Origin of the sequence: Pseudonocardia nantongensis (assembly GCF_046546495.1) — a bacterium.
Classification (GTDB): Bacteria; Actinomycetota; Actinomycetes; order Mycobacteriales; family Pseudonocardiaceae; genus Pseudonocardia; species Pseudonocardia nantongensis.
Genome location: NZ_JBKGXT010000008.1, coordinates 65384 through 90700, shown reverse-complemented (window position 1 = coordinate 90700; position 25317 = coordinate 65384). Strand labels below are relative to the sequence as shown.

The window sequence follows — 25317 nt, the reverse complement described above, 5'->3', positions numbered from 1 at the left end:
GCAATCAGCAGGCCACGAAGCAGTACCGGTTGAGGGTGAACAGGTAGTCCTCGCCGCGGCTGCGCAGGTCGTCCGCCCACGCCTCGACGTCGGCCGCGGTCAGGCCGTCCCGCCCGGTGACGTACGCGGCGACCGTGTCGATCGTCAGCGCGCTGTAGGTGTCCGGGTCGTAGGACGGGTTGAAGATCGGCACGAGGTGCCGCCCGGTGACCCGGAACCCGGCGCGGCGCAGCATCCCCGGCAGCGTCCGCGGCAGGTACGGGTGCACCAGGTGCCCGTCCCAGACCGCCATCACCCGGCGGTGCCGGTCGGGGTCGGCCGCGTGCCAGACCACCGACTCCCAGTCGGTGTCCAGCACCACCACGCGGCCGCCGGGGCGGACCACCCGGCGGAGCTCGGCGAGTGCGGCGGGCACGTCGGGGACGTACTCGTACACCTGGGTGGAGACGGCGGCATCGAAGCTCGCGTCGTCGTAGGGGAGCGCGCAGGCGTCCCCCTCGTCCAGCCGCACGACCGCCCGGTCCGCGATCAGGGTCGCGGCGATCGCCTGCATGGCCGGCGCCGGGTCCAGGCCGTGCACCGCGCCACCGGGGCCGACCCGGTCGGCGATCTCGGCCAGCAGGTAGCCCGGACCGGAACCGACGTCGAGAACCCGGTCGTCCGGCCGCGGATCGAGCAGCTCCAGCACCCGTTCCCGCTGGGCGACGACGTCCGCGGTGGCGTAGACCCGCTGGATGTGCCGGGCCGCCCGCTCGTCGAAGTCGAGCGTGGGCATGGTCGCCCTCCCGTCGCCGCGTGCAGCGGGACTCGGGCCGGCTACCGGTCGCGTTACCGCCCGAGCAGCGCCTCCGGCACGTCGACGAGCCGGCTGCGCAGGTACTCCCCCAGCCCCTTGGCCTGCGGGTCCGGCCGGACCGAGGACGCGACGCCGTCGCCGAGCAGGCCGTGCACGACGACGTTCACCGCGCGCAGGTTCGGCAGCCCGAACACCTCGACGTCCAGATCCGCGGCCTCCGGGCCGAGCAGCGCGCGCACCCGCTCGGGGGTGAGGAACGACGCCAGCCAGGCGGCCCCGGCGTCGTCGCGGGCCCAGACGCCGATGTTGGCGTCGCCGCCCTTGTCCCCGGACCGGGCCCCGCAGATCGTCCCGAGCGGGACCCGCTGCGTCGGCCCTTTGCTCTGCGCACCTCCACGCACCACGCCGTCGACCTGCGGTTTCTCCGGCTGCGGGCCGGTGGGCGGGTCAGGGATGCCCCGCCGGGTTCCGTCCGGCAGCACGACGGTGTGAGTCACCGCGTCCCGCGACACGGCGGCGGGCCGGTAGACCCCGAACGCCGACGAGTCGGTCGGCGGGGTCGTGGTGTGGAACCCGGCGTAGCCACCGAGCGCGAGCTGCATCGTGGCGTTCGAGAACGCCCGTCCGACCTTCTTCGGGTCCGGGTCCTTCACCGTGATCCGCAGGTGCGCGGTGGCCTCGGCGTTGCCGCCGGCGTCCGGGTGGTCGAAGCGCAGCAGCCGGACGTCGACGCCGGCGAACCGATCCCGGCCGCCGAGCACGTCGAACAGCAGCGCCTCGGCGTGCGCGGCCTTCGCCTCGACGTCCAGGCCCGTGAGCACCAGGGTCATCGTGTTGCGGTGCCCGCCGACGTCGTTCAGCGCGACCTTGAGCGTGTCCGGCGGGGCGCTGCCGCGGACGCCGGAGATCGCGACCCGGTGCTCGCCGTCCGGGGCGAGCCGGATGGTGTCGAAGTGCGTGGTGACGTCCGGGCCGAGGTAGGCGGGCGGGCCGATCTCGTAGAGCAGCTGCGCGGTGACGGTCCCGACCGACACCAGCCCGCCGGTCCCGTCCGGCTTGGTGATCACGCTCGACCCGTCGGCGGCGACCTCGGCGATCGGGAAGCCGGGGTAGCGGCGGTCGGTGATCTCGTCCAGGAACGGGTAGTTGCCGCCGGTCGCCTGCGGCCCGCACTCGATCACGTGTCCGGCGGCGACGGCCCCGGCCAGCGCGTCGACGTCGTCGCGTGCCCAGCCGTGCCACCAGGCGGCCGGCCCGGTGACCAGGGCGGCGTCGGTGACCCGCCCGGTGACGACGACGTCGGCCCCCGCGGCGAGCGCCTCGGTGATCCCCCAGCCGCCGAGGTAGGCGTTGGCGGACACCGGCTCGCCGGACACCGCGGGCGCGATCCGGTCCAGGTCGCCGCGCAGGTCGTCGCCCTGGACATGGGCGACCTTCGCGTCCACGCCGAGCCTCGTGGCGACCTCGCGGATCGCCTCTGCCAGCCCGGCCGGGTTCAGCCCGCCGGCGTTGGAGACGATCTTGATACCGCGCTCGACGCAGGACGCGAGGACCTCCTCGACCTGGGTGAGGAACGTCTTCGCGTAGCCCAGCGACGGGTCCTTCGCCTGCGCCTTGGCCAGGATCAGCATGGTCAGCTCGGCCAGGTAGTCGCCGCACAGGACGTCCACGTCACCGGTCTCGGCCATCTCCCGGGCGGCGTCGATCCGGTCGCCGTAGAAGCCGGAGCAGTTGCCGATCCTGAGCGGGCGGGTCATCCGATCTCCTTCGAGAACTGTCCGGGAACCCGGCCGCCGCCGGGCGCCCCGGCGAACGCCTGGGCGAACGACATCCACTCGGTCGCCACCGGGCCGGTGATCGTCAGGGTCACGTCGTCGAGATGACGGCGCTGGGTGACGGCCAGGCAGAAGTCGAGCGCCGGGCCGGTCGCCCGGTCCACGGCGTCCTCCGGCCCCCAGGCCCAGAGCTCGCCGTCCGGGGCGGACAGCTCCACCCGGATCGGGTCCTGCGGCATCTCGCGCCCGTTGGCCGTGTAGCTGAACGCGCGCGCCCCGACGCCGATGTGCGCGACGTGCCGCAGCCGGGCGCTCGGCTCCCGGATCGCGCCGAGCGCGTCCGCGACGTCCTGACCATGCGCCCAGGTCTCCATGATCCGGGCCGTCAGCGACGACGCGGCGCTCATCGCGGGGCCGAACCACGGCACCCGCTCCTTCGGGTCCAGCGGGCGGAACGACTCCAGCAGCCGGCCCCGGGCCTCGTCGAACCAGGCCAGCATCGCCTCGCCGGACACGTCGCGGAAGCGCTCCGCGATGCGGTCCGGGTTCACGCCGCCGTCCGCGTCCATCTGCGCCTTCTCCGCCTCGAACTCGTCCGGTCGTACGGCGGACCGGACCGCGACGTCGTCGAAGTAGGCGAGGTGCGAGACCTGGTCGGCGATCGTCCACCCGACGGCCGGGGTGTCCCGCCGCCAGTCCTGTTCGGACAGCGGCGCGAGCAGCTCCCGCAGGACCGTGGACTCCGCGGCCAGGTCGTCGGCCAGCGCGTCCATCGATACCGGCATCTATCGTCCCTTCCAGACCGGGGCGCGCTTCTCCCGGAACGCCGCCGGGCCCTCCTGCGCGTCCCTCGAGCGGTACACCGGCGCCCAGATCTCCTCGGCCCGGTCGTAGGCGTCGTCGAGCCCGCAGTGCGCGGACAGGTAGGCCGTCCGCTTCCCGGCGGCCACCGACAGCGGCGCGTTCGCCGCGATCCGCTCGGCGAGCTGCTGGGTGAACCCGCGCAACTGCGCGCCGGGCACGACGTGATTGACCAGGCCGACCTCGCGGGCGCGCTCGGCGTCCAGCGGGTCGCCGGTCAGCAGGATCTCCATCGCCACCCGCGGCGGGACCAGCCAGGACAGCGGCGCCGCCCAGGGGGACCCGCGACCCACCTTGACCTCGCTCACCGCGAACCGGGCGGTGTCGGCGGCGACGACGAGGTCGCACTGCTGGGCGAGCAGGAACCCGCCCGCGAACGCGACGCCGTTCACCGCGGCGATCGTCGGCTTCGGCACCTCGACGTTGCGGCCGAACTGCGGCAGGAAGTCCGGAGGCGGGATCTCCAGTGACGTCTCGGCCATCTCCTTGAGGTCGCCGCCGGCGCAGAACGCCTTCTCCCCGGCGCCGGTGAGCACCAGGACGGCGGCGGACTCGTCGTCGACGAACCGCCGGGCACCCGCCCACAGGCCGTCGCGGACGTCCTTCGACAGCGCGTTGCGGGCGTCCGGGCGGTTGATCGTCAGCCAGGCGACACGGTCGACGACCTCGTAGGTCACCACGGGGTTGTCAGAGGTCACGGGAACTTCTTCCGCAGCTCGGGACGGTTCAACTTGCCGCTTCCGGTACGCGGCAGCTCTTCCACGATCTCGACCCGGCGAGGCCGGGCGATGCCGCGCAGGTTCGGGTGCTCGGCGCACCAGGCCGCGACGTCGTCGGCGGTGACACCGTCGCGGTTCGGGACGACGACGGCGGTCACCTGCTCGACCCAGCGCTCGTGTGCGGTGCCGATCACGGCGACCTCGGCCAGGTCCGGATGCCCGGCCAGGTGCTCCTCGACCATCTGCGGGAACACGTTCTCACCACCGCTGACGATCATGTCGTCGATCCGGTCGATGTAGTACAGGTAGCCGTCGCCGTCGCGCGACATCAGGTCGCCGGTGTGGAACCAGCCGTCCGACCAGCGCTCCGACGCCTCGATGCCCCAGTACCCCGGGGTCACGGCGTCGCCGCGCACCCAGAGCTCGCCGACGGCATCGGAGCGTGCGGAGCCGCCATCGGCGCCGTGGGAGCCGGACGGGACGTCCTCGCCCGTGTCCGGCGACACGAGTCGCGTGTGGACGATCTGCTCGAGCGGCCTGCCCATGGAGTCCGGGCGGCGCGGGTCACCGGGCGCGTAGCTGATCACCAGGCCGCTCTGCTCGGTCTGACCGTAGATCTCGGTGCCCTTGATCCCGGTACCCGCCTCCAGCCGTTCGATCGCCGCGGACGGCGAGCGGGACCCGCCGAACATGCAGATGCGGAACGAGTCCAGCACGACCGGACTCCCGACCGTCCGGTTCCCGACGTCGATCATCATCGTGGAGATCAGGCCGCCGTAGGTGGGCCGCAACGTCTGCGCCAGCTCCAGCCAGCGCAGCGGGTCCCAGCGCGGCATGAACGTGATCTGTCCGGCGCGCAGCAGCACGGTCAGGCTGGCCAGCTGCAGTCCGCCGACATGGAACAGCGGCATGCAGTTCAGCACCTGGTCCGACCCGTCGATCTCGTAGAGATCGATCACGGCCTCGCAGTGCGCGGTCGTGTTCCGGTGGGTCTGGCGGACGCCCTTCGGGACGCCGGTCGAGCCGGACGTGTACATGAGCAGGGCGTCGTCGCCGTCGACGCGCGGCGTGACGTCGGCGGCCGGCTCGTGCGCGGCGAGCGCCGCGGAGTAGGAGCCGTCCGGGCCGAGCGTGAGCAGCTCGGGCAGCGCATCGCCGAGCACGTCCGTCAGCCTGGCGACGTCGCCGGGCAGCACCACCAGGGACCGCGCCCCGGAGTCGCCGACGGCGTGCCGCAGCGCCGCGTCCGGGAACAGGTAGTTCAGCGGCACGGCGACGGCCCCGGCCTGCCAGACCCCGAGCATCCCAGGCAGGTACTCCAGGCAGTTCGGGAGGAAGAACCCGACGCGTTCGCCGGGCTCGACCCCGGACGCCCGGAGGAACGTCGCGAACCGGCCACCCTCCTCGGCGTACCCGGCGTAGGTGACCTCGGTGTCGTCGAGCCGGAGCGCGACGCGGGCGGGATGGTCGGACGCGCTGCGGCGCAGCAGAGTGGCGATGTTCATGTTCGGCCCTTCTCCCGGCGGCTGTGCCGAAACGTCTCGAACCCCTTCACGGCGCAACCCGCCGCGCGCCGGTCGAGAACGGTTCGCCCGAGGAACGGACTGCTCCTCGCCCGGGGGTCACGTCTCCTCCTCCGGGTCGGTCACGACCGCGAGGACCTGGCCGGTGTCGACCTGGTCGCCTGCGGACACCCGCACCTCGCCGAGGATCCCGTCGCCCGGGGCGGCGACGGTGTGCTCCATCTTCATCGCCTCCAGGACGACGAGCGGCTGCCCGGCCTCGACCTGCCGGCCCGGCTCGCCGAGCACGCGCACGACCGTGCCGGGCATCGGGGCGAGCAGCGAACCGGCGCGGGCGACGGCATTGGGGTCCGCGAAGCGCGGGACCTCGGCCAGCGCGACCGACCCGTCGGGACCGTCCACGAAGGACCACTCGTCGCGGCGGTGCACGGCGTAGTCACGGCGCACGCCGTCGGTCTCCAGCACGACGCGCTCCGGGGTGGCCGACACCAGGACCGTGGCGAGCGGCTCGTCGTTCACGCGCACGTCGAGGCCGCCGCGGCGGAAGCGGTACGCGACGTTCACATCGGAACCACGCAGCGTGTACGTGACGTGCTGGGAGGCGCCGCCGACGTTGCGCCACCCGGACGGCATCCCGGCCAGCACCCGCGCCGACGCACGGTTCGCGGCCTGGGTGGCGAGCGCAGCCGCGGCGGCGTGCCTGCGGCCGCCGTCGGCGAGCGTGCCGGAGAACAGCGCGACCGGGTCGTGGCGCACGAGGTAGCCGGTGTCCGTCGCGCCGTCGAGGAACTCGCGCTCGCGCAGGATCCCGACGAGCAGGTCGCGGTTCGTCGTGACGCCGTGCAGCGCGGCCCCGGCCAGTGCGCGGGCCAGCGTGCGGGCTGCCTCGGCGCGGGTGCGGCCGTGCGCGATCACCTTGGCGAGCATCGGGTCGTAGTGCGGGGAGACGACGGAGCCGTCCTCGACGCCGGTGTCCACACGCACCTCCCCCGGTACGTCGAAGCGGTGCAGCGTGCCGGTCGCCGGCAGGTAGTCGGTGCTGAAACTCGTCCCGCTGCCGCTGCTCTCGGCTCCGTTCTCCCCGCGGGCCACCGACTCCGCGTAGAGCCGCACCTCGATCGCGTGCCCGTCGATCCGCGCACCCAGCACGTCGTCGCCGAGCGCGTTGCCCTCCGCGACGCGGATCTGCTGCTCCACCAGGTCCAGGCCGGTGACCAGCTCGGTCACCGGGTGCTCGACCTGCAGCCGGGTGTTCGCCTCGAGGAAGTAGAACGACCCGTCCTGGCCGAGCACGAACTCGACGGTCCCGGCGCCGGTGTAGCCGATCGCCTTCCCCGCCGCCACCGCCGCGGCGCCCAACTCGGCACGCAGGGCATCGGAGACGGCCGGGGACGGCGACTCCTCGACGATCTTCTGGTAGCGCCGCTGGATCGAGCACTCCCGCTCGTAGAGGTGCACGACCGTCCCGTGCTCGTCGCCCAGGATCTGCACCTCGACGTGCCGCGGGTCGACGACGAACCGCTCCAGGAACACCGTCCCGTCGCCGAACGCGGCCTGGGCCTCCCGGCGGGCGCCCTGCACGGCGTCCCGCAGCGCAGACGGCTCGTGCACGACGCGCATTCCGCGCCCGCCACCGCCGAACGCGGCCTTGACCAGCACCGGGAAACCGATGTCGCCGGCGATCGCGTCCAGATCCGACTCCTCGGTGACCGTGGCACCCGGCAGCACCGGAACGCCGGCGCCGGCCATCAGCGCCTTCGCCTCGAGCTTCGAGCCCATCGAGGCGATCGCCTCCGGCGACGGGCCGACGAACGTCAGACCGGCCGCCGCGCAGTCGCGGGCGAACCCCTCGTTCTCGGACAGGAACCCGTACCCGGGATGCACGGCGTCGGCCCCGGTCGCCCGGGCGGCCGCGATGACCGACGTGCCCACCAGGTAGGTCTCGGACGGCGTCACGCCCGGCAGGCGCACGGCCTCGTCGGCCAGGCGGACGAACGGGGCGTCGGCGTCCGCGTCGGAGTACACGGCGACCGTCGCGATCCCGAGCCGGTGCGCGGTGCGCATCACCCGGACCGCGATCTCCCCGCGGTTGGCGACGAGCAGCTTCGAAATCATCACGGCCCTCACATCCGGAAGACGCCGTAGCCGCGGCGCCCCTGCACGGTCTGGTTGTGCACGGCCGACAGCGACATGCCGAGCACGGTGCGGGTGTCGCGCGGGTCGATGATGCCGTCGTCGTAGAGCCGCGCGGTGATGTAGAACGCGTGCGACTCCTCCTCGATCTGGGCCTCGATCGCCTCGGTGCGCTTCGCGTCCGCCTCGTCGTCGAACGGCTTGCCCTGCGCCTCGGCGGACGACTTCCCGACGATCGACATCACGCCCGCCAGCTGCGCCGCGCCCATCACCGCCAGCTTCGCGCTCGGCCAGGCGAACATCAGCCGCGGGTCGTAGGCCCGCCCGGACATGCCGTAGTTGCCGGCCCCGAACGACGACGCCATGTTGATCGTCAGGTGCGGCACCGTGCTGTTGGTGACCGCGTTGATCATCTTGGCGCCGTCCTTGATGATCCCGCCCTGCTCGTACTCGGCACCGACCATGTAGCCGGTCGTGTTCTGCAGGAAGATCAACGGAGTGTCGGTCTGGTTGGCCAGCATGATGAACTCCGACGCCTTCTTGGCCTCCTCGGAGAACAGCACGCCCCGGTGGTTCGCCAGCACGCCGACCGGGTAGCCGTGGATCCGCGCCCACCCGGTCACCAGCGACGTCCCGTAGAGCGGCTTGTACTCGTCGAACTCCGAGCCGTCGACGGTGCGGGCCAGGATCTCCCGCGGGTCGAACGGCACCTTCGACCCCGGCGGCAGGATGCCGAGGATCTCGTCGGGGTCGTACAGCGGCGCGGCCGGGTCCATGGCCGGGGCCGGGCCGAGCTTGCGCCAGTTGACCCGGGTCATGATCTCGCGCCCGATCCGGATCGCGTCGTGCTCGTCGACGGCGAAGTAGTCCGACAGGCCGGAGACCCGGCTGTGCATCTCGGCGCCGCCGAGCGCCTCGTCGTCGGCCTCCTCGCCGGTGGCCATCTTGACCAGCGGTGGCCCGCCGAGGAACACCTTCGCGCCGCGGTCGACGAGCACGGCGTAGTCGCACATGCCGGGCACGTAGGCGCCGCCCGCGGTGGAGTTGCCGAACACCAGCGCGACGGTCGGGATGCCGAGCCCGGACAGCTCGGTGAGCTCGTGGAAGATCCGCCCGGCCGGGACGAACAGCTCGGCCTGGGTGGGCAGGTCGGCGCCGCCGGACTCCACCAGGTTGATCACCGGCAGCCGGTTCAGGCGGGCGATCTCCAGCGCGCGCAGCGTCTTGCGCAGCGAGTACGGGTTCATCGCGCCACCGCGTGCGGTCGGCTCGTGCCCGATCACGACGCACTCCACACCGGACACCACACCGATCCCGGTGAGGATGCTGGCGCCGACGGTGAACCCCGTGCCCCACGCGGCGAGCGGCGAGAGTTCCAGGAACGGCGAGTCCGGGTCGAGCAGCAGCTCGAGGCGCTCGCGGACCGGGAGCTTGCCGCGGTCGCGGTGGCGCTGCATGTACTTCGCGCCGCCACCGGCGATCGTCGCCTCCAACTGCTCGTCGAGCGCCGCGATCGCGGCTTCCTGCACCTTCCGGTTCTGGGCGTACTCCTCGGTGGTGGTGTCCAGGCTGGACCGCAGGACGGCCATCAGGCCCCCTCGTAGTACGCGGCGTTCGACTGCCGCAGGACGTTCTTCTGGATCTTTCCGGTGGACGTCTTCGGGAGCGCGTCGGCGACGATCACCGACTTGGGCACCTTGTAGCCGTCCAGGTGTCGCCTCAGCGACGCCAGGAGCGTGTCCGGGTCGACGGACTCGCCCGGCTTCGGGACGACGACGGCCGTGATCGCCTCGGTCCACCGGTGGTGCGGCAGCCCGACGACGACCGCCTCCGCGATGCGGGGATCGGCCGCGTAGACCGCCCGCTCGACCTCGATCGAGGCGACGTTCTCACCACCGGTCTTGATCACGTCCTTGTACCGGTCGGAGAACCAGAGCATGCCCTCGGCGTCGAGGTGTCCGACGTCGCCGGAGTGGAACCAGCCGTGCCGGAACGCCTCGCCGGTGGCGTGCTCGTCGTCCAGGTAGCCGTTCATCGTCGACGGCCCGCGGTAGACGATCTCGCCCAGCTCGCCGGGCGGCAGCAACGCGCCGTCCGGGCCCATGATCGCGACCCGGACCCCGGTGATCGGGGTGCCGACGGCGCCGACGTGGCTGAGCTGGTGCTCGGGCCGGAACAGTGTGGTGCACGGGCTCATCTCGGTCTGGCCGAACAGCAGCGCGAAGTCGCAGCCGAACCCTTCCAGGCAGGCCCGGATCAGCGGTTCGGGCATCGGCGCCATCGCGTACACCGCGCGCCGCAACGAGCTCAGGTCGCGGCCGGCGAACGAGCCGTGCTCCAGCGCCGCCCGGTACATCATCGGCAGCCCGAAGACCTGGGTGATCCGCTCGCGCTCGACGGTGTCCAGGAACGCACCGGGCTCGAAGCCACGGGCGGTGTGGATCGTGGCACCGACCAGGACCGCCGGCGTGCAGAACGCGTTGAGCTGCGCGGTGTGGTACATCGGCATCATCGCGAGGAACCGGTCGGCGGAGTTCCAGCCCGAGTCCAGCGCGGCCGAGAACGACTCCATCGTGATCGCCAGGTGCGACGTCGCGACGCCCTTCGGGAACGACGTCGTGCCCGAGGTGTAGAGGTAGCTCAGCGGGTCCCGGTCGTCGACGAGGACCTCGACCGGCCCGCCGCCCGCGGTCTCGACCGCGTTCAGGGTGCACCAGCTCCGGTCGGTCGGCTCGGCAGCGTACTCCGCGCCCGTCCCCGGCGCGACGACCACGTCCGCCACCGCCGGGACCGCCCCGACCGCCTCGGCGACGGCGCCCACCAGCTGGGTCTCGACGACGATCCCGCGGGCACCGGAGTGCCCGAGCACGTAGCCCACCTCGTCCGGGCGCCAGCCCAGGTTGACCGGCACGCAGACCAGCCCGAGCCGGGCGCAGGCGTAGTAGACGGCCAGGAACTCGGCGCTGTTGCCCGCCGCCAGGGCGAGCACGTCGCCGCGCCCGTAGCCGCGCGCGGCGAACCCGCGGGCCAGCCGGTCCACCCAGGTGTCCAGCTCGGCGTAGGTCCAGGACCGGTCGCCGTCGACGACGGCGACCTGCGCCGGCCGGGCGGCGGCGCTGCGGCTCAGCGCGTCGGCGACGTTGACCCGCTGGATCAGGTTCCGCGCGAGGTCGGGGGTGGGATCGGGGCCGGTCATCAGTACGACCTCGGCAGGCCCAGGCCGTGCTGGGCGACGTGGTTGAGGATCATCTCCCGGTTCACCGGGGCGACCCGCATCAGCCGGGCCATCCCCCAGTACGGCATCAGGCCGTACTCGCTGGCCAGGCCGTTGCCGCCGAGGGTCTGCATGGCCGCGTCCAGGGCGGCGAGCGAGGCCTCGGCGGCGGCGTACTTGGCCATGTTCGCCGCGTCGCCGGCGGGCAGGCCGTGGTCGTGCAGCCAGGCCGCCTTCCGGGTCATCAGCGCGGCCAGCTCGGTCTCGATCCGGGCCTTCGCCAGCGGGTGCGCGACGCCCTGGTGCGCGCCGATCGGGACGTCCCAGACCTGGCGGGTGCGGGCGTAGTCGGCGGCCTTCTCCAGCGCGAACCGGGCGATGCCCACGCCCAGGGCGGCGCCGGTGATCCGCTCCGGGTTGAGCCCGCGGAACACCTGCCGGAAGCCGTCGCCCTCGGCGCCGACCAGGTTCCCGGCCGGGACCCGCACGTCGTCGAAGTGCAGGACGTGCTGCTTGTCCGGCGCGATCAGGTCCACCGGCAGCGGGGTACGGGACAGGCCCGGCGAGTCGACCGGGACCACGAACAAGCTCAGCTGCGCCTTGCCCTGCTCGGACCGCCCGGTGCGCGCGACGACCAGCACGGCCTCGGCGTCGTCGGTGCCAGAGATGTAGTGCTTGGTGCCGTTCAGGATCCAGTCCCCGGTACCGCTGTCGTCCCGGGCGGCCTGCGTAGCCATCTTGTGCGTGTTCGAACCTGCCTCCGGCTCGGTGATCGCGAAGACGACCTTGGTGGAGCCGTCCGCGAGGCCGGGCAGCCAGCGGCGGCGCAGCTCCTCGGACCCGAACTCGCCGATCACCTCGGCCGAGATCGCCGCCGAGACCAGGATCAGCAGCAGCGGCGCGCCCTGCCCGGCGGACTCCTCGCACACCGCGGAGAGCTCGACCAGCCCGCCGCCCCCGCCCCCGTACTCCTCGGCGACGTTGACGCCGATGAACCCGGCGTCGCCCAACGCGGTCCACAGCTCGTGGGTGTGCCTGCCCTCGCGGGCGCACCGCACGTAGTAGTCGCTGCCGAACCGGCCCGCGATCGCGGCGACCGCCTTGCGGAGGTCGCGCTCCTCGTCGGTCTCGGTGAAGTCCACGCCGACTCCCCAGTCTCGGGTTCGAGTGATTGTCGGTTCACTCGTGGCGGAGACTACCGCGCGGGTGCCATGCTGACCAGATGGTGGCCGAAACCTCTCCCGGTCCGGATGCGACGCGGCGTCGTCGCGACCCGGAGCGCGCCGAGCGGATCCTCGCCGCGGCGGCCCGGCTCGCCGCCGGCCGCGGCTTCCCGTCTGTCGGCATGGCCGAGATCGGCGCCGAGGCCGGGATCGTCGGCTCCGGGATCTACCGGCACTTCGCCTCCAAGGAGGCGATCCTGGTCGCCCTGCTGGACCGCGGCATGACCCGGCTCGAGCGTGGCGCGGCCGAGGTGCTGGAGCGCGCCGGATCCGACCGAGAGGCACTGTCCCTGCTGGTCCGCGACCACATCGCGGTCGCCGTAGAGCACCGCACCGACCTCGCGGTCTACCACCGCGAGGCGCACACCCTGCCCGAGGACGAGCGCCGGGGCCTGCGCCGCCGGCAGCGGCACCATGTGGAGGACTGGGTGCACGTGCTCAGCCCGCTGCGCCCGGACCTCGGCGACGGCGAGCTGCGCCTGGTCGTACACGCGGCCGTCGGGGCGATCCAGTCGACGTTGTTCTTCCGCAGCGGGCTCGATCCCGAGCGACTCGCCGAGCTGCTCGTCGCGGCGGCACACGGCTGCCTCGGGGTCGATCCGGTCGATCCCGGCCGGTGAGCGTCTAGTGAACCGATATTGACGCCGACCCGTGTCGTGGTGGCCTGCATCACGTCAGAGTGGCGTCGCTGACCGCGAGCCGGACGTCGTGGTGCACGGCGACGACACTCCTGCCGATGATCTAGGGCGACCGCGCTCTGGGCCGGGTCGCCGCAGTTCGTCGGCGCGCTGACCGCGGAGCTCGACGTGCATCCGGAGCTGGACTGGTCGTCGGTGACCGCCCTCGTCGTCCCGACCGCGGGCGTGGCGCCGGGGAGCGGGACGTCATCGCGTTCTGCCGGGAACGGCTCGCGGGTTCGAGACGCCGAAGGCCGTCGTGGTCGTCGAGGTGTTGCCGGAGACGGTCGGCGAGAAGGTACTCAAGTACCGGTTGCGGGCCGAGCACGCCCGTCTGTGCGAGCGGTGACGCGCACGACCAGCGGTTGACAACACACCTACCCGCGGGTTCGGTGGAGTAGTGGTCGGATACCTGCTGACGCGGCGCCGTCACGTCGATCACCTGGTCGTCGTGAGCCAGGCCTGTCGCCACTCCTGAATCCGCAGGTCCGTTTTCTCCCGTCACATCCCTTTCATCCCGGGACGCACGGCGTCGTGCGCCCTGCCGCCGTGTGCGGCGGCCGATCACGAGGAGATCCTCCCCCGTGTCCGACTCCACCATCGACAACCTCGATACCACGCTGAACGCGCAGGTCACCGAGCCGCTGAAGTTCGCCTACTGGGTTCCGAACGTCTCCGGCGGGCTCGTCACCAGCACCATCGAGCAGCGCACGGACTGGGGCTACGACTACAACGTCAAGCTGGCGCAGACCGCCGAGAACAACGGCTTCGAGTACGCGCTCTCCCAGATCCGCTACATGGCGAGCTACGGCGCCGACCACCAGCACGAGGCCACCAGCTTCTCGCTGGCGCTGGCGCTGGCGACCGAGCGGCTCAAGGTCATCGCCGCCGTGCACCCGGGCCTGTGGCAGCCGGCCGTGCTCTCGAAGTGGCTGGCGACCGCGGACCACCTGACCAAGGGCCGGATCGCCGTCAACGTCGTCTCCGGCTGGCTCAAGGACGAGTTCACCTCGATGGGCGAGCCGTGGCTCGAGCACGACGAGCGCTACCGTCGCAGCGACGAGTTCATCCGGGTGCTGCGCGAGGCCTGGACCGCGGGCGAGGGTGGCGCCGAGTTCTCCGGTGACTTCTACCGGGTGCACGGCTTCGACCTGAAGCCGAAGCCGGTCGACGTCCCGGGCCGCCCGCACCCGGAGATCTTCCAGGGCGGCAACTCCACCGCCGCCCGCCGCAACGGCGGCCGGGTCTCGGACTGGTACTTCTCCAACGGCAAGGACTACGCCGGGTTCACCGAGCAGGTCGAGGAGGTTCTCGGTCACGCCAAGACCGCGCAGCGGCTGCAGCCGGTCCGGTTCGGCCTGAACGGCTTCATGATCGCCCGGGACGACGAGAAGGAGGCCCGGGACACCCTGCGCGAGATCATCGAGAAGGCCAACAAGCCCGCCGTCGAGGGGTTCCGGGACGCCGTCCAGCAGGCCGGCAACTCGACCGGTGACAAGCGCGGTATGTGGGCGGACTCGTCGTTCTCCGACCTGGTCCAGTACAACGACGGCTTCAAGACCCAGTTCATCGGCACCCCGGAGCAGATCGCCGACCGCGCGATCGAGTACAAGCGCCGCGGCGCCAACCTGCTGCTGCTCGGCTTCCTGCACTTCCAGGAGGAGGTCGAGTACTTCGGCAAGAACGTGCTGCCGATCATCCGGGAGAAGGAGGCCGAGCTGGCCGGCCGCGAGCTGCAGCTCACCACGGTCTGACCCACTCGCGTCGGGGAGCCCTCTCACGCTCTCAGGACGAGGTGAGGGCGATGCGGAGGCGGTCGGCGTTGGCGCGGGCCCATGCCTCGACCGTCGTCCCGGGGCGGCCGGTGAGGTCCTCGACCATGCCGTTCGGGACCGGCTCGGCGTCGCGCAGGAACCCCAGGATGGTGTGCACGACGACGCCGGCGTGCTCGGCACCCAACGACGGCTCCAGCGCGGCGACCGCCTCCTCCGGGCGCACCTGCTCGAACCGGACGGAGAGGCCGGTGGCGTCGGCGATGGCGGCGACCCACCGGCGCCGGGAGACCACCTCCGGGCCGGTCAGCGAGTAGGCCTTCCCGGCGTGCCGGGCGCCCTCGATCAGCGCGACGGCGGCGACCTCGGCGATGTCGGTCATCGCGGTCGGGGTACTGGCCAGGTCCGGCCACGGCTCGCGGACCACACCGGTGGCGCGGATCTGCGGCAACCACATCTCGCCGTTCTCGACGAAGTCGGCCGGCCACAGGTGGGTCCAGACCGTCCCGCCGTCCTCGACGGCCGTGCACACCGACCCCCACCAGCTCTCCGGTTCCCCGGACAGGTCGACGACGTGCTCCACGCCCGCCTCGGCCGCCCGCGCGACGACCTCGGCGGCGGACTTCTCGTCCGGGGCGAGGTACATCGCGCGGATGCCGTCGAACACCCCGTCCAGCGTCTCCGGCCGGCGGATCGACCCGCGGACGGCCTCGACCTCGTCCGGCAGCGCGGCCCGCTCCGGGTTCACCGTCAGCGCCCGCACCGGGCCCGCCTCCCGGGCCAGCAGGTGGTCCACCACCATCCGGCCGATGTTCCCGGTGGCCCCGGTGACCAGGATCGTCATCGCACGTTCCCCCTCGTCGACCGTCCGGAGCGGCTCAGGCACCGACGCCGGACTGCGTACACCGTACCATTTGAACCGTACGCCGTACCGAGTAAGGGTGTGCGCCGACGCCGACGCCCGCCCCGGGGCACCGGGACGGGCGTCGTCGACGGGAGGTGCGGTCAGCCGACCCGCGTGCGGTTCCCGGGACCGGAGGGCATCCCCGGCTTCGGCTCCGGTGGCCGGACCCGCGGCAGGAACCGGCCGGTCCGGGTCCGGTAGGCGGTGTACTCGGCGCCGAGCGCGTCGCCCAGCCCGGTCTCGTACACCCGGCGGGCCTGGATCTGCACCGCGACCAGGATGAGCACCCCGGCGAGCAGGCCGGCCGGCGTCGGGGCCATCAGCAACAGCCCGGCGCAGCCGACGATCAGGCCGGTCAGGGCCGGGTTGCGGACCCGGCGGTAGAGCCCGCCGGTCACCAGCACCGGGCGCCGGGCGGCCGCCGGATCGCCGGCCGCGGCGCAGCCGGCCTCGACCGACGACCGCCGCCAGACCGTGCCCAGCTGCAGCAGCGACATCGCGGCCACGGCGAACCCGAGCAGCACCAGGCCGGCACCGGCCACCGCGAGCCCCGGCCGGGACAGCAGCGCGATCGGCTCGATCACGTCCACGGCGACCAGCAACGGGGCACCCAGCCCGAGCACCCCGGCGGCCAGGAACAGCACCCGCGCCCACCAGGCCGGGCTACCCGGCGCGCGGGACACCCCCAGCGAGCGCTCGCCACGGGCCCGGTGCGCGGTCCACCGCACCAGCAACGTCGTCAGCACCGCGAGCGCGCCCAGGCCCAGCGCGACCCAGCCGACCACGTGATGGTCGGGCGCGGCCGCCACCCGCGTCCAGGCGTCCGGGCCCCAGACCTGGGGCACCGCCTCGGCGAACAGCCAGCCGCCGAAGACGAAGAACAGCACCGCGGCACCGGCCGAGACGAGCTTCTCCGGAAGCCTCCTCCCGAGCGAGCGGCCGACCACGATGGCCAGCGCGTCGGCGACCACCATGCCCAGCGTCGAGCCGAGCCAGACGCCGAACCAGCCGTACTGGGTGGCCAGCGTGATGGTGGCCAGCATCGTCTTGTCACCGAGCTCGGCGAGGAAGAACGCGACCGACGCCGCGATGACCGCCGACCCGCCGGTCCGCTCGGCCTTGCGCCCCTCGTCGTCGGACAGCGAGTCGCCGCGCAGGGTCCACGCGCCGAAACCGAGGAACGCGACGGCCGCGACCAGCGAGATCCAGCCGGTCGGGATCGAGGCGCCCAGGCCGTAGCCGACGGCGACCGACACCAGGTGCACCACCGAGGTGGCGATCGTGATGCCGACGAGTACCGGCAGCGCCTTGAAGCGTGTCGCGAACGTCAGGGCCATGAGCTGGGACTTGTCACCCAGCTCGGCCACGAAGATGACTCCGAAACTGACCGCGAACGCTACCAGGAACCCGTCCATGTCCATCCCTCGATCTCCGAGCCGGGCCGAGGATGGAAGGCGACCTCGATCCGGCTCACCCGGATCGAAGGTCTCGCTCGCCTGGTGGTGGTCAGGCCGTTGCGCCCGGGCCCGCCCGTCAGAGGGGCGTTCCAGTATGTCGAGCGCAGCGTTGGGAGCTACTCCCCTTCGCGTGCGACGCGACCGTACCGCACCGATCCAGTGCCGCTCGACCCCTGAGTGCCGGTCTGTGAGCCCCCTCACCGATGCCCGGGAGGCTGGCGCGCGGTCGGGTTCCGGCTTAGCGTCACGAACGATCGAATGCCGGTGATCGAGGAGGATCCCCATGCCCGAGGCCGTCGTCTGCGAGGCCGTCCGGACCCCGATCGGCAAGCGCAAGGGGTCGCTGTCCGAGGTCCATCCGGTGGACCTGTCCGCCGCCGTGCTCACCGCGCTCGCCGAGCGCACCGGCATCGACCCGGGCGTCGTCGACGACGTCGTGTGGGGATGCGTCAACCAGGTCGGCGACCAGGCCGCGCAGATCGGCCGGTACGCGCTGCTCGCCGCGGGCTGGCCGGAGACCGTGCCCGGGGTGACCGTGAACCGGGCCTGCGGGTCCAGCCAGTCGTCGTTCGACTTCGCGGCGGGCATGGTGCTGGCCGGGCAGTACGACGTCGTCGTCGCCGGTGGGGTGGAGTCGATGACCCGGGTGCCGCTGGGCGCCGGACGCGACCTCGGCCGCCCCTACGGCCCGCTGGTCCGCCAGCGGTACGCGGCGGACCTGACCTCCGGCGAGTTCCCGAACGACGACTTCAACCAGGGTGTCGGCGCGGAGCGGATCGCCCGGGACTGGGGCCTGTCCCGCACCCGGCTCGACGCCTACGCCGCCCGCAGCCACGAGCTCGCCGCGGCCGCGATCGACTCCGGCGCGTTCGACGGTCAGCTCGCCCCGATCCCCGGGGCCCCCGGGTTCACCGCCGACGAGGGCCTGCGCCGCGGGACCACCGTGGACACGCTCGCGAACCTGAAGCCGTCGTTCTCCGCGGACGGGGTGATCCACGCCGGGAACAGCTCGCAGATCTCGGACGGCGCGTCCGCGGTGCTGGTCACCACGCCGGAGCGGGCGAAGGAGCTGGGCCTGACCCCGATCGTGCGCTACCACTCCGGGGCGGTCTCCGGGGCCGACCCGCTGCGAATGCTCACCGGTCCGATCCCGGCGACCCAGAAGGTGCTCAAGCGCTCCGGGCTGGCGATCGGTGACATCGGCGCATTCGAGGTGAACGAGGCGTTCGCCCCGGTACCGCTGGCCTGGCAGGCCGAGCTGGGTGCCGACGACGACCGGCTCAACCCGCTCGGCGGGGCGATCGCCGTCGGGCACCCGCTGGGTGCCTCCGGCACGATCCTGCTGACCCGGCTGGTGCACCACATGCGCGACCGCGGCATCCGGTACGGCCTGCAGACCATGTGCGAAGGCGGCGGCACCGCGAACGCCACGGTGGTCGAGCTGGTATGACCCCGGCCCTCACCCCGGCCCGCCGTCCCGGCCCTCGACGTCCAGCAATCCCAGCCGCTGGGTGGCCCGGGTCATCGAGACGTAGAGGTCGGCGGGATGCCGGGCCCGGATCCGTTCCGGGTCGACGATCACGACGGCGTCGAACTCGAGACCCTTCGCCGACACCGGGGTGTGGCGCTGGACGTCGAGCCCGGTGAGCGCGGCGAGGTCGTCCGGCTCGGCGGCGATCACCGCGAGCGTCCCGCGTCCCGCCCGCGCGGCCTCCTCCCCGACCGCCGCGCGGACCTCGGCCGCGAGACCGGCCGCGGGCACGGTGCGCCGCCACGGCTGCTCGCCGGTCGAGCGCACCGACTCCGGCGGCGTCCGCTCCGCGCGTACTCGGCCAGCACGGCCGCGGCCGGCTCCATGATCTCGGTGGGCGTCCGGTAGTTGACCGTCAGCGTCCGGTGCGTCCACCGGTCCCCGAGGTGCGGGCCGAGCACGTCGGTCCAGTCCTGCGCGCCCGCGGCGGCGCTGCGCTGTGCGAGGTCGCCGACCGCGGTGATCGAGCGCGCGGGGCAGCGCCGCAGCAGGACGTGCCAGTCCATGGCCGAGAGCTCCTGCGCCTCGTCGACGACGAGGTGCCCGTAGCGCCAGTCCCGGTCGACGGCCGCCCGCTCGGCGACCGTTCCGGCGAGACCGGCCACGTGCCGGGCGGCGAGCACGTCCGCGGTGACGAAGTCGGTCGGGCGCAGCTCGTCGGGGTCCTCCCCGGCGAGGTCACGGTCGGCCGACTCGAGGATGCTCAGCACCTCCGTCGCGTAGCGGTCGTCGGGCTCGGCCTGCCCGGCCGCGGCGCCGGGCGGGGGTCCGAGCAGCTCGGCCAGCTCGTCGAGCAGCGGGGCGTCCGCGACGGTCCACGCCGCGCCCTCGGCGCGGTGCAGCCCGGCGAGGTCGGCGCCGGCGCCCGCCACGGCCAGCCGCTGCGGCGACGCGAACAGCTCGGCGAGGGCCCGCTGCGGGGTCAGCGCCGGCCAGAGCCGCTCGACGGCCGCGTGGAAGCCCGGATCCGCGCGCAGGTTGTCCCGCAGCCCCTGGCGCATCTCGGCCGACACCTCCGCCGCACCCGCCGGCTCGATCTCCGGGAGGTCACCGAGCCCGGCGAGGAGTTCGGCGAGCTCGGGCGGGTCCTCGAGACGGTGGCCGAGCCGCTCGAGCCCCTGGTCGACGAGCAGGCTCCCGAGCGCGTCGCGGAACGCCGGCCGGGCGGCGTTGTGCACCGCACCGGTGGCCCGGGCGCGCCGGCGCGCCTCGCCGACCGTCGCCCGGTCGATCTCGACGGTGACGTCGTCGAGCGCGATCCGGATCGGCTCGTCCGGGAGCTCCTGGCGGTCGGCGACGGCCCGGCGCAGCACGTCGAGCATCGCCAGGTCGCCCTTCGTGCGGGCCACCTCGTCGTCATCGACGGCGGTCGCGACGACGCCGTGCGCCAGCCGGCCGGGCGTGGTGAACACGACGGCGGACTCGCCCAGCGCGGGCAGCACGCCGCCGACGTAGGAGATGAAGCCGGCGCTGGGGCCGACGACGAGCACGCCGCTGCGGGCCAGCCGCTCGCGGTGGGTGTAGAGCAGGTAGGCGACCCGGTGCAGGGCCACCGCGGTCTTGCCGGTCCCCGGGCCGCCCTCGATCACGGCGACACCGGACAGCGGCAGCCGGATGATCGCGTCCTGCTCGGCCTGGATCGTGGTCACGATGTCGCGCATCGCCGACCCGCGCGGCGCCGTCAGGGCGGCGAGCAGCGCCGGATCGGACGCGGACGCCGAGTCGGCCGACCCGGCGGCCGCGGAGTCCAGCACGTCGTCGTGGAAATCGGCGACCCGTTCGTCGGGCGCCGTCCCGGCGATCCGGAAATGCCGGCGCCGGGTCACACCGAGCGGCGTGACCGGGGTGGCGCAGTAGAACGGCCGGGCCGCGGGCGCGCGCCAGTCGAGCAGCGCGCTCTCCGAGTCCGCGGGATCGGTGAGCCCGATGCGTCCGATGTAGGCGGTCGAGGAATCGGTGTGGTCGAGCCGGCCGAAGCACAGACCCGCACGGGCCGCACTCAGCGCGCTCGCCCGCTCCGACCAGCGATACACCGACACCTCGCGCTCCCAGCGGGCGCTGAGCTCCCCGCCCGCCCGCGTTGCCAGCACCCCCCGGGCCCGGTCCGCGGCGGCCGCGAGCTCGGCGGCGAGCAGGTCGTGCAGTCGGCGGATCCGCGCGGTCTCCGTCACGCGTTCCTGTTCGACGAGATCTCTGGTCATCCTCTCCCCACCCGTGTTACAATTAAAATGCGTCGGCATACATTTATGCCTTGATAGCGCCCTTTAGAATAGCGCGTCCTGCAGTTCTTCTGTCAGCAGTTCTCGGGCTCTTCCCGCGGTCGTCGCCGGTGCGGCCGCCCGAGCGCCGCGGGCGTGGCCCACGCCACCTGCTGAACGCGCCGCCGCTACGCGCACACCGAACGCCCGACGGATTCCCAGCGCGATCACAGGGTCGTCTCAGGGTCGCGGCGCACAGTTGTGTCCATGAGCGAGTACGGGCCGGGCAGCGGCGAGCGCGCGGACGGGCGGGCCACCGGGGGCGACGCGCCGGACCCGACCCCGCCCGAGGCGCGTGCGGACCGGCCGCACGCCGGCGGCACACCCGATTCGGAGGCGACGACCGTGACCGACACCGACCAGCGCCAGGGCGTTCCGGAGTGGGGCGCCCGGCCGTACTCCGGGATCCCGGCGCACGGCACGGGCGCCCCGCCCACGTCGGTGTACCCACCGTTCCCACCACCCTCGCCCGGTTCGGGCGGCGGCCCCCGCGGGCCGCGCCGCCGGATCACCGGCCTGGTCGCGCTGGCGCTGGCCGCCGGGCTGCTCGGCGGTGGGGTCGGGTTCGGAGGCGCCTACGCCGTGCTGGGGTCGTCCTCGGCGAGCAGTGGCGCGACGCTGACCAGCGCGCCCGAACCGGGTGCGACCGCGCAGCCGGCCGACGGCTCGATCGCCGGCGCCGCGGCCGCCGCCACCCCGAGCACGGTCGACATCCAGGTCCGCACCGCACAGGGCGTCGGCGAGGGTTCCGGGGTCGTGCTGACCGCCGACGGCGAGGTGCTCACCAACAACCACGTGGTCACCGGCGCCGGCGAGGGTGCACAGATCACGGTCACGATGGCCGACGGCAGCACCCACGAGGCGAGCGTCGTGGGCACCTCCCCCAGCTACGACCTCGCGGTGATCAAGCTGCAGAACGTCTCCGGGCTGAATGCCGCGACGCTCGGGCAGTCGTCGGGGGTCCAGGTCGGTGAGCAGGTCGTCGCGATCGGCTCGCCGCAGGGCCTGTCCGGCACCGTCACCGCCGGCATCGTGAGCGCACTGAACCGCACGGTCACGGCCGGCGGCGAGGGTGGGGCGCCGGTCGTCTACAACGGACTGCAGACCGACGCCCCGATCAACCAGGGCAACTCCGGCGGACCGCTGGTCGACCTGCAGGGACACGTCGTCGGCATCAACTCCGCGATCGCGACGAACGGCCAGAGCTCCGGTTCGATCGGCCTCGGCTTCGCGATCCCGGTGGACACCGCCAAGCGGGTCGCCCAGGAGCTGATGACCGAGGGCGTCGCGACCAAGCCGCAGCTCGGCGTCCAGGGATCGGTCTCGGCGGCCGGGACACCGAGCGGGAGCGGCGCGACGATCGCGGCGGTGGAGCCGGGGTCCGCGGCGGCGCAGGCCGGGCTCAAGGCCGGCGACGTCGTCACCAAGGTCGACGACGCCGCGGTGGAGAGCTTCGAGGACCTCATCGCCCGGGTCGGCAACCTCACGCCCGGCCAGCAGGTCACGCTCACCGTCGGGAGCGGCGCCTCCGCCCGCCAGGTGCCGGTGACGCTGGGCACCGTCCAGGACACCGCCGCCGCGTCGGCGCAGAACGGGTCGCTGAACTCGCCGGGACAGCCCGGCGGCTCCGGGAGCCCGGATGGCTCCGGGGGCTCCGGGAGCGGCCTGCCGTTCGGGATCAACCCGTTCGGCGGCGGTAACTGACCGCTGTCCCACCAGACTCCGGCCGGGCGCAGCCGACCCCCTCCAGCTGCGCCCGGCCGGTTCCGACATGTTCCTACACGAGCCGTTCTCGCACGCACGATAGGTCAGGCGCGGTGCCGCCATGGGGACGCTTCACCCACCGACCCGAACGGCGGCCGACCCGATGGCCACCGCGGTGGAAATCGAGTGATTGACGCGATCGGATTGGCCGGGTTACAGTTTTGACCACTTGAGCCCGCAGCCCCTTCTCGCCACAGGATGAATTGACCCGAACAGCCCCACATGGTGACCATTCGGTAACTGGGCAGAACTTTCCTGGAGACGATAATGAACACTCGCGCGTCGAGGAGGCGATCCCGCTCCGCCCTTCCTGGATCCATTGCCGCACTGGCCATGATGCTGATCGCTCCCGGGGCAGCGAGCGCCTCCGAGGCGCCGTCGCAGATCAGCGAGGAACCGTACACCGTGATTCTCGACCAGACTGCGCAGAAGAGTGCGGTTTCGGGCGGGTCGGCCGCCGCGGGAGTGGTTGTCTGCCTGACCTCTGCGGGCGCCGCCTGCACATTGACCAGCGGGGCCTTGACCGCGATGCAGCCAGTTCTACTGGAAGAGGGCGTATGCCCGAACAATCAGAGCCGGAAACTCATCCTGCAGAATAAGCAGGCCCCGATACAGCCCGGTCCGGGAACGACAGGGGTGGGAACTGCTGTGCTAGATAACAGCTGCGTTCCGGCCTAGCATTTCCACCTCAGAGGGCATTGATTCATCCGGAGTCCGGTGCGGCCGCACGGGCGCGGTCACGCCGTAGCCATGAGATCGCGGTGGTGACCGCGCCGACCACGGCCACGACCAGCACCGCGAGCACCGCGGCGACCAGCGGCGAGTCCGTGAGGTTGCCGGCCAGCACGCCGAGCACGCCGTAGAGCAGCGTCCACAGCACCGCACCGGCGGCGACCGCGGGAGCCAGCCGGCGCCACGTCATCCCGGTCGCCGCGGCCGAGAGCAAGGCCGGGACGCGGGACGCGGGGGCGACCCGCCCGACCAGCACGAACAACCAGCCCCGCGTGGCGAAGGCCTCCCGGACCCGCTCCCACCGCGCGGACGACCGGCCCGGTGCGATCATCCGCAGCACCGACGCGCTGCCCCGCCGGGCAAGCGCGAACGTCACCAGGTCCCCGCCCAGCGCGGCGCCGAACGCGAGCAGCAGCACCAGCGGCAGCGACAGCACGTCCGAGGTCATCGCCGTCGCGGCGGCCGCACCGACGATCGCCCCGGTCGGCACCACCGGCAGGATCGAGCCGAACAGCACCCCACCCGCGACGACGAGGTAGGCGACCCGTCCGGCGTCCGGGCTGAGCTCGGTGGCGAACCAGTCCTCGCCGGGCAGCGCGGCCAGCGCCGCGAGGGTGCTCACCGGGTCTCCGACGGCGAGCCGCCCGGCGGGACGACGCGGGTCTCGACCGGCAGACCTGCCGCGGCGACGGCGTCGGCGAAGTCGTGCGGCGGGCGCACCAGCAGCTCCCGCATCCGCGGCCCGATCCGCGGGACCGACCGCACCCCGGCGACGGCGAGCGTGCCCCAGTGCACCGGCACGGCGACCCGGGGACGCAGCCGGCGCACCGCCTCGGCCGCGCCGGCCGGGTCCAGGTGCCCCGGTCCCAGGCTCGGGCCCCAGCCCCACACCGGGATCGCGGCGAGATCGATCGGGCCCTGCGCGGCGACGTCGTCGAGGCCGGGGAACAGCCCGGTGTCACCGGCGAGGTAGACCCGCAGGCCGTCGGCCTCGAGCAGGTGGCCCATCGCGTCGGACTGCGGACCGTGGGTGAGCCGCGGACCCCAGCGGTGTCCGGAGTGGTCGGCCGGGGTGCCGGTGACCCGCAGCCCGCCGAACGTCCGGACCTGACCGGCGCGCAGCTCGGACACCCGGGCGATCCCGCGCCGGCGCAACCAGTCCACCGCCCCCGCGGGCACGACGACCTCGGTACCGGCGGGCAGCAGGCGCAGCGACCCCAGGTGCAGGTGGTCGGCGTGCAGGTGCGAGATCAGGACCAGGTCGACGTCGGCCAGCTCGGCCGGCGCGGGAGTCGGGGCGGTCCGGCGCAGCGGGCCGATCGTCGTCGTCAGGACCGGGTCGGTGAGCACCGTCCGCCCGCCCATCCGCAGGCGCACGGTGCTGTGCCCGAGGAAGGTCGTCTCCGGCAGGTCCACGGCCCGAGTATCCCCGTTTCAGACGTTGCCGAGGACCCGGTCGACGGCGATCTCCAGCAGCACCCGCCGCGGGTTCTCCCGGGGCACCTTGTACTGCTCGGCGTAGCGACGCTCGGCGTCGCGCACCTGCTCCGGCTCGTCCCGCACGACGGCGGTGCCCTCCAGCGTCGACCAGCTGCGTCCCTCCACCAGCGACACCGTGACCCGGGCACCGCCGGGACCGGCGGCGGCCACGTTACGGGCCTTCTGCGAACCCCCGCTGCAGATCACCCGGGCGGTCCGCTCGCCGACGTCGACGGTGACGCCGACCGGTACGGCGTGCGGGGTCCCGTCCCGCCGCGGGGTCACCAGGATGCACGGGCGGCGCTGCGACCAGAGGTCCAGGAACGTCTCGGACACCCCGTCTTCGAGGGAACGGCGTCGGGTCATGCGCCCATCCTCACCGCCGCCGGTCCGGGCCGCTCCACCGGCACGCCGCACCTGGCGTCACCGAGCGAGACCACCCGGTGCAGCGATTCCCGTCCGGGTGACATATCTCCCGATCATGACCGGGAGTCGCTTC

Annotated in this window: 20 protein-coding genes; 4 read left to right on the top strand and 16 right to left on the bottom strand. The window is 73.1% G+C overall.

Features of this window, described 5'->3' with window-relative positions:
• Positions 1–4 precede the first annotated feature (4 nt).
• The 9 genes from ACLFMI_RS10755 to ACLFMI_RS10715 form a co-directional block, all read right to left on the bottom strand.
• Positions 5–775: a methyltransferase domain-containing protein gene (locus ACLFMI_RS10755; protein WP_410947635.1), complete on the bottom strand. Its 771-nt coding sequence runs from the start codon at positions 773–775 to the stop codon at positions 5–7.
• A gap of 53 nt (positions 776–828) precedes the next feature.
• Positions 829–2553, bottom strand: a complete 1725-nt coding sequence (locus ACLFMI_RS10750) for an acyclic terpene utilization AtuA family protein (RefSeq protein WP_410947634.1) — start codon at positions 2551–2553, stop codon at positions 829–831.
• Positions 2550–3356: a TIGR03084 family metal-binding protein gene (locus tag ACLFMI_RS10745; protein WP_410947633.1), complete on the bottom strand. Its 807-nt coding sequence runs from the start codon at positions 3354–3356 to the stop codon at positions 2550–2552. Before ACLFMI_RS10745 ends, ACLFMI_RS10750 begins: the two co-directional genes overlap by 4 nt.
• Entirely contained in the window at positions 3357–4130 is a 774-nt protein-coding gene (locus ACLFMI_RS10740) for an enoyl-CoA hydratase/isomerase family protein (RefSeq protein ID WP_410947632.1), read from the bottom strand.
• The gene (locus ACLFMI_RS10735) at positions 4127–5656 is read right to left on the bottom strand and encodes a class I adenylate-forming enzyme family protein (RefSeq protein ID WP_410947631.1); all 1530 of its coding nucleotides are present in this window, start codon (positions 5654–5656) and stop codon (positions 4127–4129) included. Before ACLFMI_RS10735 ends, ACLFMI_RS10740 begins: the two co-directional genes overlap by 4 nt.
• A 117-nt stretch (positions 5657–5773) precedes the next feature.
• Positions 5774–7789: an acetyl/propionyl/methylcrotonyl-CoA carboxylase subunit alpha gene (locus tag ACLFMI_RS10730; protein WP_410947774.1), complete on the bottom strand. Its 2016-nt coding sequence runs from the start codon at positions 7787–7789 to the stop codon at positions 5774–5776.
• Positions 7790–7797: 8 nt separating this feature from the next.
• Positions 7798–9396 (bottom strand): acyl-CoA carboxylase subunit beta, encoded by a 1599-nt coding sequence (locus tag ACLFMI_RS10725; protein WP_410947630.1) that lies wholly within the window; start codon positions 9394–9396, stop codon positions 7798–7800.
• Positions 9396–11003: an AMP-binding protein gene (locus tag ACLFMI_RS10720; protein WP_410947629.1), complete on the bottom strand. Its 1608-nt coding sequence runs from the start codon at positions 11001–11003 to the stop codon at positions 9396–9398. The genes ACLFMI_RS10725 and ACLFMI_RS10720 overlap by 1 nt, the downstream gene beginning before the upstream one ends.
• A complete protein-coding gene (locus ACLFMI_RS10715) occupies positions 11003–12163 on the bottom strand; it encodes an acyl-CoA dehydrogenase family protein (protein ID WP_410947628.1) in 1161 nt (386 codons plus the stop codon). Before ACLFMI_RS10715 ends, ACLFMI_RS10720 begins: the two co-directional genes overlap by 1 nt.
• 80 nt (positions 12164–12243) lie before the next feature.
• Here ACLFMI_RS10715 and ACLFMI_RS10710 point away from each other — a divergent pair, with 80 nt between their 5' ends.
• Positions 12244–12864: a TetR/AcrR family transcriptional regulator gene (locus ACLFMI_RS10710; RefSeq protein WP_410947627.1), complete on the top strand. Its 621-nt coding sequence runs from the start codon at positions 12244–12246 to the stop codon at positions 12862–12864.
• A 641-nt stretch (positions 12865–13505) separates the two neighbouring features.
• A complete protein-coding gene (gene sfnG, locus ACLFMI_RS10705) occupies positions 13506–14675 on the top strand; it encodes a dimethylsulfone monooxygenase SfnG (RefSeq protein WP_410947626.1) in 1170 nt (389 codons plus the stop codon).
• Between the two features lie 31 nt (positions 14676–14706).
• Here the strand turns inward: sfnG and ACLFMI_RS10700 are convergent, their stop codons facing one another.
• Both ACLFMI_RS10700 and ACLFMI_RS10695 read right to left on the bottom strand, forming a co-directional pair.
• A complete protein-coding gene (locus ACLFMI_RS10700) occupies positions 14707–15537 on the bottom strand; it encodes an SDR family oxidoreductase (RefSeq protein ID WP_410947625.1) in 831 nt (276 codons plus the stop codon).
• Between the two features lie 161 nt (positions 15538–15698).
• A complete protein-coding gene (locus ACLFMI_RS10695) occupies positions 15699–17012 on the bottom strand; it encodes a TMEM165/GDT1 family protein (RefSeq protein WP_410947624.1) in 1314 nt (437 codons plus the stop codon).
• A 325-nt stretch (positions 17013–17337) separates the two neighbouring features.
• Between ACLFMI_RS10695 and ACLFMI_RS10690 the strand changes: the two genes are divergently transcribed.
• Positions 17338–18504 (top strand): thiolase family protein, encoded by a 1167-nt coding sequence (locus tag ACLFMI_RS10690; RefSeq protein ID WP_410947623.1) that lies wholly within the window; start codon positions 17338–17340, stop codon positions 18502–18504.
• A gap of 9 nt (positions 18505–18513) precedes the next feature.
• On the opposite strand, the gene ACLFMI_RS10685 is transcribed toward ACLFMI_RS10690, so the two are convergent.
• Both ACLFMI_RS10685 and ACLFMI_RS10680 read right to left on the bottom strand, forming a co-directional pair.
• A complete protein-coding gene (locus tag ACLFMI_RS10685) occupies positions 18514–18735 on the bottom strand; it encodes an ATP-binding domain-containing protein (RefSeq protein WP_410947622.1) in 222 nt (73 codons plus the stop codon).
• Positions 18732–20786, bottom strand: a complete 2055-nt coding sequence (locus ACLFMI_RS10680; protein WP_410947621.1) for a UvrD-helicase domain-containing protein — start codon at positions 20784–20786, stop codon at positions 18732–18734. Before ACLFMI_RS10680 ends, ACLFMI_RS10685 begins: the two co-directional genes overlap by 4 nt.
• Before the next feature lie 264 nt (positions 20787–21050).
• Here ACLFMI_RS10680 and ACLFMI_RS10675 point away from each other — a divergent pair, with 264 nt between their 5' ends.
• Positions 21051–22547: a S1C family serine protease gene (locus ACLFMI_RS10675; protein WP_410947620.1), complete on the top strand. Its 1497-nt coding sequence runs from the start codon at positions 21051–21053 to the stop codon at positions 22545–22547.
• A gap of 763 nt (positions 22548–23310) precedes the next feature.
• Here ACLFMI_RS10675 and ACLFMI_RS10670 read toward each other — a convergent pair.
• From ACLFMI_RS10670 to ACLFMI_RS10660, 3 genes are read right to left on the bottom strand one after another with little or no spacing between them, the layout of a single operon-like run.
• Entirely contained in the window at positions 23311–23961 is a 651-nt protein-coding gene (locus ACLFMI_RS10670) for a DedA family protein (RefSeq protein ID WP_410947619.1), read from the bottom strand.
• Entirely contained in the window at positions 23958–24755 is a 798-nt protein-coding gene (locus ACLFMI_RS10665; RefSeq protein ID WP_410947618.1) for an MBL fold metallo-hydrolase, read from the bottom strand. The genes ACLFMI_RS10670 and ACLFMI_RS10665 overlap by 4 nt, the downstream gene beginning before the upstream one ends.
• A gap of 18 nt (positions 24756–24773) precedes the next feature.
• On the bottom strand, positions 24774–25184 hold the full coding sequence (locus ACLFMI_RS10660) for a pyridoxamine 5'-phosphate oxidase family protein (RefSeq protein WP_410947617.1): 411 nt from the start codon (positions 25182–25184) through the stop codon (positions 24774–24776).
• Positions 25185–25317: the final 133 nt, after the last annotated feature.

What these genes read in the sequence shown, in the direction of transcription:
- ACLFMI_RS10755 (WP_410947635.1), bottom strand. Translation starts at nt 775, where the DNA reads ATGCCCACGCTCGACTTCGACGAGCGGGCGGCCCGGCACATCCAGCGG.
- ACLFMI_RS10750 (WP_410947634.1), bottom strand. Translation starts at nt 2,553, where the DNA reads ATGACCCGCCCGCTCAGGATCGGCAACTGCTCCGGCTTCTACGGCGAC.
- ACLFMI_RS10745 (WP_410947633.1), bottom strand. Translation starts at nt 3,356, where the DNA reads ATGCCGGTATCGATGGACGCGCTGGCCGACGACCTGGCCGCGGAGTCC.
- ACLFMI_RS10735 (WP_410947631.1), bottom strand. Translation starts at nt 5,656, where the DNA reads ATGAACATCGCCACTCTGCTGCGCCGCAGCGCGTCCGACCATCCCGCC.
- ACLFMI_RS10730 (WP_410947774.1), bottom strand. Translation starts at nt 7,789, where the DNA reads ATGATTTCGAAGCTGCTCGTCGCCAACCGCGGGGAGATCGCGGTCCGG.
- ACLFMI_RS10725 (WP_410947630.1), bottom strand. Translation starts at nt 9,396, where the DNA reads ATGGCCGTCCTGCGGTCCAGCCTGGACACCACCACCGAGGAGTACGCC.
- ACLFMI_RS10720 (WP_410947629.1), bottom strand. Translation starts at nt 11,003, where the DNA reads ATGACCGGCCCCGATCCCACCCCCGACCTCGCGCGGAACCTGATCCAG.
- ACLFMI_RS10710 (WP_410947627.1), top strand. Translation starts at nt 12,244, where the DNA reads ATGGTGGCCGAAACCTCTCCCGGTCCGGATGCGACGCGGCGTCGTCGC.
- ACLFMI_RS10700 (WP_410947625.1), bottom strand. Translation starts at nt 15,537, where the DNA reads ATGACGATCCTGGTCACCGGGGCCACCGGGAACATCGGCCGGATGGTG.
- ACLFMI_RS10695 (WP_410947624.1), bottom strand. Translation starts at nt 17,012, where the DNA reads ATGGACGGGTTCCTGGTAGCGTTCGCGGTCAGTTTCGGAGTCATCTTC.
- ACLFMI_RS10690 (WP_410947623.1), top strand. Translation starts at nt 17,338, where the DNA reads ATGCCCGAGGCCGTCGTCTGCGAGGCCGTCCGGACCCCGATCGGCAAG.
- ACLFMI_RS10680 (WP_410947621.1), bottom strand. Translation starts at nt 20,786, where the DNA reads ATGACCAGAGATCTCGTCGAACAGGAACGCGTGACGGAGACCGCGCGG.
- ACLFMI_RS10675 (WP_410947620.1), top strand. Translation starts at nt 21,051, where the DNA reads ATGAGCGAGTACGGGCCGGGCAGCGGCGAGCGCGCGGACGGGCGGGCC.
- ACLFMI_RS10660 (WP_410947617.1), bottom strand. Translation starts at nt 25,184, where the DNA reads ATGACCCGACGCCGTTCCCTCGAAGACGGGGTGTCCGAGACGTTCCTG.